General features: G+C 73.1%; 13 protein-coding genes. 7 read left to right on the forward strand and 6 right to left on the reverse strand.

Annotated features, from left to right (window positions below; translation table 11 throughout):
• Positions 1-76 precede the first annotated feature (76 nt).
• From ACWGKI_RS19590 to ACWGKI_RS19610, 5 genes are all read right to left on the reverse strand, one after another.
• Positions 77-481 carry an ectoine synthase gene (locus tag ACWGKI_RS19590; RefSeq protein WP_452189255.1) on the reverse strand — a complete coding sequence of 135 codons (405 nt, stop codon included), beginning with the start codon at positions 479-481 and terminating at the stop codon, positions 77-79.
• 49 nt (positions 482-530) lie between these two features.
• Positions 531-1,829, reverse strand: a complete 1,299-nt coding sequence (gene ectB, locus ACWGKI_RS19595; protein WP_452189257.1) for a diaminobutyrate--2-oxoglutarate transaminase — start codon at positions 1,827-1,829, stop codon at positions 531-533.
• 124 nt (positions 1,830-1,953) lie between these two features.
• Positions 1,954-2,580 (reverse strand): diaminobutyrate acetyltransferase, encoded by a 627-nt coding sequence (ectA, locus tag ACWGKI_RS19600; RefSeq protein ID WP_452189258.1) that lies wholly within the window; start codon positions 2,578-2,580, stop codon positions 1,954-1,956.
• A gap of 285 nt (positions 2,581-2,865) precedes the next feature.
• Complete coding sequence (gene greA / locus ACWGKI_RS19605; RefSeq protein ID WP_380244457.1) at positions 2,866-3,348, reverse strand: transcription elongation factor GreA; 483 nt, start codon at positions 3,346-3,348, stop codon at positions 2,866-2,868.
• Positions 3,349-3,526: 178 nt separating this feature from the next.
• Positions 3,527-3,946: a DUF4307 domain-containing protein gene (locus tag ACWGKI_RS19610; RefSeq protein ID WP_380244456.1), complete on the reverse strand. Its 420-nt coding sequence runs from the start codon at positions 3,944-3,946 to the stop codon at positions 3,527-3,529.
• Positions 3,947-4,053: 107 nt separating this feature from the next.
• On the opposite strand from ACWGKI_RS19610, the gene mca reads away from it, so the two are divergent.
• The 3 genes from mca to ACWGKI_RS19625 are packed head-to-tail and all read left to right on the forward strand — an operon-like array spanning position 4,054 to position 6,211.
• Positions 4,054-4,929 (forward strand): mycothiol conjugate amidase Mca, encoded by an 876-nt coding sequence (gene mca / locus ACWGKI_RS19615; protein ID WP_452189267.1) that lies wholly within the window; start codon positions 4,054-4,056, stop codon positions 4,927-4,929.
• On the forward strand, positions 4,926-5,270 hold the full coding sequence (locus tag ACWGKI_RS19620; RefSeq protein ID WP_380244455.1) for a hypothetical protein: 345 nt from the start codon (positions 4,926-4,928) through the stop codon (positions 5,268-5,270). Before mca ends, ACWGKI_RS19620 begins: the two co-directional genes overlap by 4 nt.
• Positions 5,267-6,211 carry a carbon-nitrogen hydrolase family protein gene (locus ACWGKI_RS19625; RefSeq protein ID WP_452189260.1) on the forward strand — a complete coding sequence of 315 codons (945 nt, stop codon included), beginning with the start codon at positions 5,267-5,269 and terminating at the stop codon, positions 6,209-6,211. The genes ACWGKI_RS19620 and ACWGKI_RS19625 overlap by 4 nt, the downstream gene beginning before the upstream one ends.
• A 16-nt stretch (positions 6,212-6,227) precedes the next feature.
• On the opposite strand, the gene trhA is transcribed toward ACWGKI_RS19625, so the two are convergent.
• Entirely contained in the window at positions 6,228-7,010 is a 783-nt protein-coding gene (gene trhA / locus ACWGKI_RS19630; protein ID WP_452189262.1) for a PAQR family membrane homeostasis protein TrhA, read from the reverse strand.
• A gap of 254 nt (positions 7,011-7,264) precedes the next feature.
• Between trhA and ACWGKI_RS19635 the strand changes: the two genes are divergently transcribed.
• From ACWGKI_RS19635 to hemQ, 4 genes are all read left to right on the forward strand, one after another.
• Positions 7,265-8,026, forward strand: a complete 762-nt coding sequence (locus tag ACWGKI_RS19635) for an isoprenyl transferase (RefSeq protein WP_380244452.1) — start codon at positions 7,265-7,267, stop codon at positions 8,024-8,026.
• A gap of 39 nt (positions 8,027-8,065) precedes the next feature.
• Positions 8,066-8,605, forward strand: coding sequence for a MarR family winged helix-turn-helix transcriptional regulator (locus tag ACWGKI_RS19640; protein ID WP_380244451.1), 540 nt, complete (start codon positions 8,066-8,068; stop codon positions 8,603-8,605).
• A 104-nt stretch (positions 8,606-8,709) separates the two neighbouring features.
• The gene (locus ACWGKI_RS19645; protein ID WP_380244450.1) at positions 8,710-9,855 is read left to right on the forward strand and encodes a ferrochelatase; all 1,146 of its coding nucleotides are present in this window, start codon (positions 8,710-8,712) and stop codon (positions 9,853-9,855) included.
• Positions 9,856-9,877: 22 nt separating this feature from the next.
• Positions 9,878-10,639 (forward strand): hydrogen peroxide-dependent heme synthase, encoded by a 762-nt coding sequence (gene hemQ / locus ACWGKI_RS19650; protein ID WP_452189265.1) that lies wholly within the window; start codon positions 9,878-9,880, stop codon positions 10,637-10,639.
• The last annotated feature ends 54 nt before the right edge of the window (positions 10,640-10,693 follow it).

Consider the following 10,693-nt stretch of genomic DNA (forward strand, 5'->3'; position numbering starts at 1 on the left):
ATTCTCGCCGTTTCCGTACCCACAGCGGTCAGGGTCGGGGGTCGGGCGGTCGGGGTCGGGGGTCGGGCGGTCGCGGTCAGGCGGTCGCGGGCTCCGGCTCCGTGACGAGCGGGTACACGCCGTTCTCGTCGTGCACCTCCCGGCCGGTGACCGGCGGGTTGAACACGCACACGCACGTGATGTCGGTGCGCGGGCGCACCAGGTGCTTGTCGTGGTCGTTCAGCAGGTACAGCGAGCCGGGTCGCAGCGGGTGCACCTCGCCGGTGCCGAGATCCTCGATCTCGCCCTCGCCGGCGGTGATGAAGACCGCCTCGATGTGGTTGGCGTACCAGAAGAAGCTCTCGGTGCCGGCGTAGAGCGTCGTCTCGTGGACGGAGAAGCCGACGCCCTCCTTCGCCAGGACGATGCGCTTGCTGCGCCAGTTCTCGCTCTTGACGTCGGCGTCGGTGTTGGTGATCTCGTCGAGGGTGCGCACGAGCACGGGGTACCTCCGGTGGTTCGGGTGCGGTGGTCGGGGAGCGGGCAGGACGTCAGCCGAGGACGGCGGCGACGGACTCGCCGATGATCTTGAGGCCGCGCTGCAGCTCGTCGTAGGTGATGGTCAGCGGCGGCAGGAGCTTCACGACCTCGCCGTCGGGGCCGGACGTCTCCATGAGCAGCCCGCGGGCGAACGCCTCGTCGCAGATGCGGGCGGCCGTCTCGCCGTCCGGCGTCTGCAGGCCGCGCGCCAGGCCACGGCCCTTGCCGACGAGGATGTCGTCGCCGTAGCGCGCGACCAGCGAGTTGAAGTGCGCCTCGACGAGCGTGCCCTTGTCGATCGTGGAGCGCTGCAGCTCGTCGTCCGCCCAGTAGAGGCGGATCGCCTCGGACGCCGTCGCGAACGCGGGCGCGAACCCGCGGAAGGTGCCGTTGTGCTCGCCGGGCTCCCAGATGTCGAGCTCGGGACGCACCAGGGTGAGGGCCATCGGCAGCCCGTACCCGGAGATCGACTTCGACAGGCAGATGATGTCCGGCACGATCCCGGCCTCCTCGAACGAGAAGAACGGGCCGGTGCGGCCGCAGCCCATCTGGATGTCGTCAAGGATCAGCAGGATGCCGTGCCGACGGCACAGGTCCGCCAGGCCGCGCAGCCACTCCGCGCGCGCCGCGTTGACCCCGCCCTCGCCCTGCACCGTCTCGACGATGACCGCGGCCGGGGCGTTGAGGCCGGAACCGCTGTCCGCGAGCAGCCGCTCCAGGTACACGAAGTCGGGCACGTCGCCGTCGAAGTAGTCGTCGTACGGCATCGGCGTGGCGTGCACCAGCGGGACGCCCGCCCCGCCGCGCTTCATCGAGTTGCCGGTCACCGACAGGGCGCCCAGCGTCATGCCATGGAAGGCGTTGGTGAAGTTGATGACCGACTCCCGGCCCGTCACCTTGCGCGCGAGCTTCAGCGCCGCCTCGACCGCGTTCGCGCCGCCGGGGCCGGGGAAGACGACCTTGTGGTCCAGGCCGCGCGGGCGCAGGACCACGTCGCTGAACGTCTCGAGGAACTCACGGCGCACCGAGGTGAGCATGTCGAGCGTGTGCACCATGCGGTCGTCGGTCAGGTAGTCGAGCAGCACCTGCTTGAGCCGGGGGTTGTTGTGGCCGTAGTTGAGGGTGCCCGCGCCGGCGAAGAAGTCGAGGTACTCGGTGCCGTCCTCGGCGTGCACCGTCGCTCCCACGGCCCGGTCGAACACGACGGGCCAGGAGCGCGAGTAGCTGCGGACCTCCGACTCGAGGGCGCTGAAGCCCGTCGGGTCGGCGGCGGCGGACGCCTCGGTGGTGGGGACGGTCGGGGTGGTCACGAATGACACTCCTTGAGGTGGTGCGCGCCGGTGCTGAGTGGGTAGTGGTGGGGCTGCGTCGTCACCTGCGCGCCGAACCGGCGCAGCCCGGGGTCTGGCCGCCGACCGTGCGGTCGGCGGCGGGTCAGCGGGAGGGGCGGAAGCCCTCGATGACCAGCAGCGGCTCGCCGTCGTGCCCGTCGGGGAAGTCGGCCGCCTCGTAGCCGGTGGTCTCGCGCAGCGTCGCGCCGCGCTCGGCGGCCCAGCGCGCGAAGACGCGTCGCGACGCCGCGTTGTCCGCGGTCACGGTGGTGTGCACCCGGGCGACGGCGGGGCCGCCCTCGCCGGTCGCGTCGACCACCGCGTCCAGCAGGCGACCCGCGACGCGCCGGCCCCGCGCCCGCGGGTCCACGGCGACCTGCCACACGAAGAGCGTGGCCGGGTCGGCGGGCAGCCGGTACGCGGCGAGGAACCCCGCCGGTCCGCCGTCGCCGTCGTCGTCGCCGTCGTCGTCGTTGTCGTCGTCGTCGAGGAACGCGAGACGGCAGGTCGCGGAGAAGTGGTCCGCGAGCAGCAGGTACGCGTAGGAGGAGTTGAGGTCGAGCGAGCCCGAGTCGCGGGCCAGCCGCCACATCGCGGCGCCGTCCGCCGTCGTCGGCGGGCGCACCGTCAGCCCCGTGAGGTCCGCCGTCGGGCGGGTCGCCGCGGGGACGGCGTCGGTCGAGCAGTCGTCGGTCGGATGGTTGGTCGTTGCGGTGTCCGTCGTGTCCATACCGCCGTCGACACTAGACGCATCGCGGGGGAAATTTCACCTCGCCCATGACCATTCCTCGACCGGGTGGCCTGCTGGCGGGGCTGTTGATCGTTGGCAGGCCGGGGAAAGGTCTGGTTTGCCGGGGGCGCCGGATCGATCCTTCTGCACAAGGTCAAAGATCTCAGATCGTGAGACCGCGAGGGGTGCGTGGCACGACGACGGCCCGGAGACGACCGTGGGCGTGCCCGTCTGCACGGGCACGCCCACGGCATGCGTCCTGGTCCGGGCGGTCCCGGCAGCGGGTCAGCCCGCGAAGGGCGTGGCCTTGAGGATCTCGACCGGGATCTCCCGGCCGTTCGGCGCGGTGTACGCGACCTTCTCGCCGATGTTGTGCCCGTCGATCGCAGCACCCAGCGGCGACGTCGGCGAGTACACGTCGAGGTCGGTCGTGCCGGCGATCTCACGGGAGCCGAGGAGGAACGTCATCTCGTCCCCGGCGACCAGCGCCGTGACGACCATGCCCGCCTCGACGACGCCGTCGTCCGCGGGGGTGCCGATCTGGACGTTGCGCAGCTTCTCGGTCAGCTCGCGGATGCGGGCCTCGTTCTTCGCCTGCTCCTCACGGGCGGCGTGGTAGCCGCCGTTCTCCTTGAGGTCGCCCTCGTCGCGGGCGGCGGCGATGCGCTCGGCGATCTCGGCGCGGGCAGGGCCGGAGAGGTGCTCCAGCTCGGCCTGCAGCCGGTCGTGAGCCTCCTGGGTGAGCCAGGTGACGGTGCTCTCGGTCACGAGGGCTCTCCTTTCGTGGTGCTCGTTGGCCTGATCAGGCCGTGCGCGGTCGACCGACGTGCGTCGGCACGCGCGTCGGCTGGACAGGACTGGCGTGTGAATCCCTCAGGATAGCCCGCGAAGGGCTCAGAACCCAGGGCTCATGCCACGGGCGAACAGCGTGGCGCGGTCGAGCGGCTCAGGATCCGGTGGGGACGTCGCACGACTCGACGACGGCGGTCGTGGCCTTCTCCGAGGTGCGGAGGGTCACGGTGTAGGTGGACGTGATCTCCTTGCTCGGCCCGACGGGCACGTCCAAGGTGCCCACCTGGGCGTAGCTCGGAGCGAGGGCCTCGACCTCGCAGACCGCCGTCGTCCCGACCGGCATGTGCACCTGGAACGTGACGTCCACCTGCTCGGCGTCGCGCACGTCGAAGCTCACGACGTCCACCTCCACCGGGTCGCGCCGGTTCTGCTCGACCGAGAACCAGGCGGCCAGGCCGACACCGGCCGCGAGCGCCGCGGCGATCGCCACCTTGCCGCCGGTCCCGATGCCGCGGCGCTGCGGGCGCGTGCCGTACCGGTCGGCGGGAGGGGTGGGACTGACGGGCTCGCTCATGGTGCACCATTGTCCCTGAAGCCTGCTGCCGACCCGTCACCCCGGGAGGGACCTTGTCCTCCGCCACCTCCGCGCCGCCCACCGGACGGTCCGAGCCCCTGCGTCTGATGGCGGTGCACGCGCACCCGGACGACGAGTCGAGCAAGGGTGCGGCCACCACCGCGCGGTACGCCGCCGAAGGGGTCGAGGTGCTGGTCGTCACCTGCACCGGAGGCGAGCGCGGTGACGTGCTCAACCCCAGCTTCGAGGTCCCCGCGGGGCACGAGTTCGACACGGTCGAGGGTCGTCGTGCCGTGCGGCGCCTGGAGATGGCGGCCGCGGCCGCCGCGCTCGGCGTCCGGCAGACGTGGCTCGGCTTCGTCGACTCCGGCCTGCCGGAGGGTGACCCGCTGCCGCCGCTGCCCGAGGGCTCGTTCGGGCTCGTCCCGCTCGAGGAGGCCGCGGCACCGCTGGTCGAGCTGGTGCGCGAGTTCCGCCCGCACGTGCTGACGACCTACGACCCGTCCGGCGGCTACCCGCACCCGGACCACATCAAGTGCCACGAGGTGGCGTACGAGGCGTACCACGCCGCCGGCGACGCGTCCCGGTACGTGGTCGAGGGCGGCGCGGAGCCCTGGGCGCCCCTGAAGCTGTACTACAACCACGGCTTCTCGATGGAGCGCATGCGCGCCGTGCACGAGGCCATGCAGGGCGCCGGTCTGGAGTCGCCGTTCGGCGACTGGATCGAGTCGCGGGCGGCGCGCGAGATCCCCGAGCGCCAGGCGACCACCAGCATCCCCGTGGCCGAGTTCTTCGAGCAGCGCGACGCGGCCCTGGTGGCGCACGCCTCGCAGATCGACCCCGCCGGGTTCTTCTTCGCCGTGCCGCGCGACCTGGAGGCCGACGTCTGGCCCACGGAGGAGTACGAGCTCGCGGACTCGCGGGTGCCGACCTCGCTGCCCGAGGACGACCTGTTCGCCGGGGTGCGGGGGGAGGCCCGATGAGCGCCGTCTGGATGCTGCTGGCCACCGCGCCGAGCCCGACGCCGAGCCCGACCCAGGGGCCGAGCGAGCTGCAGGTCACGCCGGGCCTCGCCGGCTTTGTCGCGACGTTCGCGGTCGCCCTCGCCTGCGTGCTGCTCTTCCTCTCCCTCACGCGGCACCTGCGCCGCGCGCGGCACAACGCCGAGGAGCAGGGGATCCCCGTGGAGGAGCCCAAGCACGTCGGGATCCGCCGGGCGGAAGAGCCCGCCGCGGGTGCGTCCGGCGGCGCGGGGGACGTCCCCGGCGACGCCCGGCCCGGCGCCCGCCCCGAGGACGAGACGGACGGCCAGGCGGGCCGATGAGCACCTCGGTGCGCGTCACGGTCGCCCAGCTCGCGATCACCGCGGACCACGACGCGAACCGGGAAGCCGTCGCGGACGCGTTCCTCGCCGCCGGCCGGGTCGGGGCCGACCTGCTGGTGCTGCCGGAGTACGCCTCGGGCTACGACCCGCACGGCGTCGGTCCCGAGCACGCCGAGCCCCTCGAGGGCCCGTTCGTCACCGCGCTGCGCCAGCAGGCCGCGCGCTACCGCATCGCCGTGGTCGCGGGCACGACGCTGCCCGCGCTCGGCGCCCTGGGCGGGCCGGGGACCGGTCAGCTCCCGGCCGTCAGCGGGGCCTTCCCCGCCGTGACCGGCGGGTTCCCGGCCGTCACGGGATCGCTCCCGGCGATCACCGGCACGACACCGGCGGAGGGCACGGCTGCGGTCGCGCGGCGCGCGTTCAACACCGTCGTCGCGGTCGACGCCACCGGCACCCTGGTCGGCGCGTACCGCAAGGTGCACCTGTACGACGCGTTCGGCACCCGCGAGTCGGACCGGCTCGAGCCCGGGCCGGCCGACGTCCCCCCGCTCGTGATCCGGCTCGGCGACCTCACGTTCGGCGTCGTCACCTGCTACGACCTGCGGTTCCCGGAGTCGGCGCGGCGCCTGGTGGACGCCGGGGCCGACGTCATCGTCGTGCCGGCGGCGTGGGTGGACGGCCCGCTCAAGGCGGACCACTGGCGCACCCTGCTGCGGGCCCGCGCGATCGAGAACACGGCCGTCGTGATCGGCGTCGGCATGGCAGGCCCGGGCCTCGTCGGCCGCTCGCTGCTGGCGGGGCCGGACGGCGTCGTCGGCCTCGAGCTCGACGAGACGCCGCAGGTGCGCACGGTCGACCTCGACCCGGAGCCGCTGGCGCAGGTGCGCCTGCACAACCCGTCGCTGGCGAACCGCCGCTACGTGGTCGTGCCCCGCACCTGAGCGGTGTCCGGCGCCGTCAGAGCGCCGCGAGGTAGATGGCCACCGTGTGGCACGTGAACCCGACCACCGTCAGCGCGTGGAAGATCTCATGGAACCCGAACCAGCGCGGCGACGGGTTCGGGCGCTTGGTGCCGTACACGACGGCGCCGAGGATGTACGCGACGCCGCCGGAGGCGACCAGCCACCCGACGGCCGCCCCGCCGGCGGCGGAGAACTGGGGGATGTACCCCACCGCGACGCAGCCCAGCGCCACGTACACGGGCACGTACACCCAGCGGGGTGCGCCCATCCAGAGCACGCGGGCCACGAGGCCGAGGATCGCACCGCTCCAGACGACGGCGAGCAGCACCGTGGCGGTGCTCCGCGGCAGCAGCATGACGGCCAGGGGCGTGTAGGTGCCGGCGATGATCAGGAAGATGTTGGCGTGGTCCAGGCGGCGCAGGACGGCGGCGGTGCGGGGTGACCACGTGCCGCGGTGGTAGACCGCGCTGGTGCCGAACAGCAGGACGGCGGTGACCCCGAAGATCGCGCAGGCCACCTTGTCGGCCGTGGTGTCGGCGAGCGCGACCAGGACGATCGAGGCGGCCAGGGCGAGCGGCGTCGTCACCGCGTGGATCCAGCCGCGCATGAAGGGCTTGAGGTGTGCGGCCGCCTCGGAGACGGTCTCCACCGCGTCCTCCACGGCGTCGCTCACGGCCTCCCGCGCGTCGCTGACGGCGTGCTTCGCGCCCTCGACGACATCCTGGACGACGGGGGCGTCCACGTCGTCGCGGCCCTTCGGCCGGGCGGCTGCTGCCACGGGTGCTCTCCTCGCTCGGGACGTAACCTACGCATCCGTAGGTTACGCCAGCGTAGGCGACTCTGCGGGGCAGGTCGACCGTGGGCCGTGAAGATCGTGCGCAGGGGTTGCGTGGCGTCTCGTGGACGCTCGGCGGCGTGACCTGCAGGTCCGCCGGGAGCGGTACCGTTGACCCGCTCTCCGTCCCCCGCCCGCCGGGTGCCTGCGCGTGTCGTGCGCCGGGCGCGGTGCGGCCCGATCTCCCGAGGTCTCGCGTGCGCATGCCCCACCTGCTCTACGGCCTGTACGAGCGGCGCCTCGCTGCCTCGCTGCCGACGGCGCAGTCGCCCCGGCACGTGGGCGTGATCCTCGACGGGAACCGCCGGTGGGCCAGGTCGTTCGGCGAGACGGCGGCCACCGGGCACCGGCGCGGGGCGGACAAGATCGCCGAGTTCCTCGGCTGGGCCGAAGAGCTCGGCGTCGAGGTCGTCACGCTCTGGATGCTGTCCACCGACAACCTCGCCCGCCCCGAGGGCGAGCTCACGGACCTGCTCGACATCATCCGTGACGCCGTCCAGGACCTCGCGGAGTCCCGGCGGTGGCGCCTGCGCGTGATGGGCCGCCTCGACCTCCTGCCGGCCGAGCTCGCGGCCGCCGTGCGCGCCGCCGCCGACGGGACGAAGGACGTGCAAGGGCTGCAGGTCAACGTCGCCATCGGCTACGGGGGCCGGCACGAGATCGCGGACGCGGTGCGGTCGTACCTCACGCAGGAGGCGGCGCACGGTGCCACGCTCGAGGAGCTCGCCGAGCGGATCGACGTCGACGACATCGCCGCGCACCTGTACACCAAGGGCCAGCCGGACCCGGAGCTCGTGATCCGCACGTCGGGGGAGCTGCGCGTGGGCGGCTTCCTCATGTGGCAGAGCGCGCACTCCGAGCTCTACTTCTGCGAGGCGTACTGGCCCGACTTCCGCCGGGTCGACTTCCTGCGCGCGCTGCGCGACTTCTCCCGCCGCGAGCGCCGGCTCGGTCGCTGACGGCGAGCACGGGTCGGTGGCCTGCGGCACACTGCCACGGTGACCCCGCCCGAGCCGACGACGCCGTCCGCGCCCCCGTCCGCCCCTGAGCCGCGCGGCGCCGCGGACGTCCGGCTCGCGGCCGAGGCCTGGGAGTCGCTGTTCCGGGCCCAGGTCACCCTGATGCGCCGGTTCCAGGCCGACCCCATCTGGCACGACCTCACGATGCGCGAGTACGACGTCCTGTTCACCCTGTCGCGCGCGCCCGGCGGGGAGCTGCGGCTGCGTGACCTCAACGAGGGGATGCTGCTGGCGCAGTCGTCGCTGTCCCGGATGGTCGAGCGGCTGGAGGCGCGCGGGCTGGTGGTCCGCTCGGTGCCGCGGGACGACGCGCGCGGCACGCTGGTGCGGCTCACCGCGGACGGGGCGCGGCGGCAGCGGGAGACCGGGCTGGCGCACGTGCGCACGATCGCGGAGTACGTGGGGCAGGCGCTGCCGCCGGAGGAGCTCGAGCAGCTCCGGGACGTGCTGGACAGGCTGCGCGCCGCGCAGTCGGGGATCCCGGACCGGCCGTCGTCCGACCCGGGCGACCTGAGATGACGACGGAGGTGACGACCGAGATGACAAGGCGTGCCATCAACGTCACGTCGCCGACCGGGCCTTCCCGGCGGGCCTGAGCGCGGGCTGGTGCGAAGATGGCAGTCATGCCGATGACCCCCCAGTCGTCCGACGCGCTTCCGTACGACGCCCTGCTCCTGTACTCCTTCGGCGGCCCGAACAAGCCGGAGGACGTGGTCCCGTTCCTCCGCAACGTGACGGCCGGCAAGGGCATCCCCGACTCCCGCCTCGAGGAGGTCGGCGAGCACTACTACGGCTTCGGTGGCAAGAGCCCCATCAACGAGCAGAACCTCGCGCTCAAGGCGGCGCTCGAGGCCGAGCTCGCCGACCGTGGGATCGAGCTGCCCGTCGTGTGGGGCAACCGGAACTGGGAGCCGTACACCACCGACGCGATCGACGAGCTCGAGCGCCTGGGCGCACGCCGCGCCGTCGCGCTGGTGACGTCCGCGTACTCGTCGTACTCGGGCTGCCGCCAGTACCGCGAGGACCTCGCGGTCACGCTGGAGAAGCGCGGGCAGCTCGGCCCCGACGGGTCCACGACCGTGCAGTTCGACAAGGTCCGCTCGTACTTCAACCACCCCGGCTTCGTCGCGGCCAACACCGAGGCCGTGCTCGAGGCCTACGAGGCGCTCGAGGCGAAGGGTGGCGACCCGGCGGCGGCGAAGCTCGTCTTCGTCACCCACTCCATCCCCGACACGATGGAGGCGGCGTCGCGCGTCTCCCAGGCCACGTACTCCGCGCAGCACCTCGACGTCGCGGCCGTGGTGGCGGCCGTCGTCGCGGACGTGCGCGGCCACGCCGTCGACTGGGAGCTGGCCTACTGCTCGCGCTCCGGCCCGCCGTCGCAGCCGTGGCTGGAGCCGGACGTCAACGACCTGCTCACCGAGCGTGCGGGCGAGGGCCTCAAGGACGTCGTGATGGCGCCGATCGGCTTCGTGTCCGACCACATGGAGGTGGCGTACGACCTCGACACCGAGGCCATGGCCACCGCCGAAGAGCTGGGTCTGACGGCGGTGCGCGCCGGCACGGTCGGCACCCGGAAGGTGTTCGTCGCGGGCCTGGTCGACCTGATCCTGGAGCGCGCGGCTCTCGCGCGTGGCGAGGACGTCGTCGAGGACAAGGTCGGCAACCTGCCGCCGTTCCGTTCGGTGTGCGCCCCCGGCTGCTGCCTGCGCCGCGACGGCGAGCCGAGCGGCGTGCCCGCCCTGTGCGGCTCCGGCCTGCAGTCCTGACCTGCCCACCCGAGAGGACGACATGAGCGAGCACATCCACGGTGACACCGGCGAGGCCGTCGACGCCGCCGTGATCAACGAGTCGATCCGGTACGCGATGATCGCGGTCTTCTCCCTGGCCGAGCCGCTGCCGGCGGGCGCCACGGAGCGGGCCGCCGTCGCGGCGGAGGCCGAGGCCGCGCTGTGGGACGGCCAGGCCGACGACGCCCGCGACCCGGCCCGCGCCGAGGGCGACGTCGTCGTGCGCGGCGTGTACGACGTCGCCGGACTGCGCGCCGACGCGGACCTCATGGTGTGGGTGCACGGCCCCTCCGTCGAGTCCGTGCAGGGCGCCTACCAGCGGCTGCGTGCGTCGCGGCTGGGGTCGGCCCTCGCGCCGGAGTGGTCGGTCGTGGCGCTGCACCGGGCGGCGGAGTTCAACAAGGGCCACGTGCCCGCGTTCCTCGCCGGCGAGCGCCCGCGCGACTACCTCAGCGTGTACCCCTTCGTGCGCTCGTACGAGTGGTACCTGCTGCCCGAGGCCGAGCGCCGCACCATGTTGCGCGACCACGGCATGGCGGCCGCCGGGTACGAGGACGTGCGCGCCAACACGATGAGCACGTTCGCGCTGAGCGACTACGAGTGGCTGCTGGCGTTCGAGGCCGACGAGCTGCACCGCATCGTCGACCTCATGCGCGACCTGCGCGCCACGGAGGCCCGCCGCCACGTGCGCGAGGAGGTGCCGTTCTTCACCGGCCCGCGCGTCACGCTCGCCGACTGGGCGGAGAAGCAGCCCCGCGCCTGAGCGCTGTGGGTACGACAACGGCGAGAATTCGCGACCGAATTCTCGCCGTTGTCG

Source organism: Isoptericola sp. NPDC055881 (assembly GCF_053615895.1).

Coding starts and splice junctions, on each gene's coding strand:
- ACWGKI_RS19610 (WP_380244456.1), bottom strand. CDS start 3,946: ATGAGCGAGCCCGTCAGTCCCACCCCTCCCGCCGACCGGTACGGCACG.
- ACWGKI_RS19645 (WP_380244450.1), top strand. CDS start 8,710: ATGCCGATGACCCCCCAGTCGTCCGACGCGCTTCCGTACGACGCCCTG.
- ectA (WP_452189258.1), bottom strand. CDS start 2,580: ATGGACACGACGGACACCGCAACGACCAACCATCCGACCGACGACTGC.
- hemQ (WP_452189265.1), top strand. CDS start 9,878: ATGAGCGAGCACATCCACGGTGACACCGGCGAGGCCGTCGACGCCGCC.
- ACWGKI_RS19620 (WP_380244455.1), top strand. CDS start 4,926: ATGAGCGCCGTCTGGATGCTGCTGGCCACCGCGCCGAGCCCGACGCCG.
- ACWGKI_RS19625 (WP_452189260.1), top strand. CDS start 5,267: ATGAGCACCTCGGTGCGCGTCACGGTCGCCCAGCTCGCGATCACCGCG.
- mca (WP_452189267.1), top strand. CDS start 4,054: ATGGCGGTGCACGCGCACCCGGACGACGAGTCGAGCAAGGGTGCGGCC.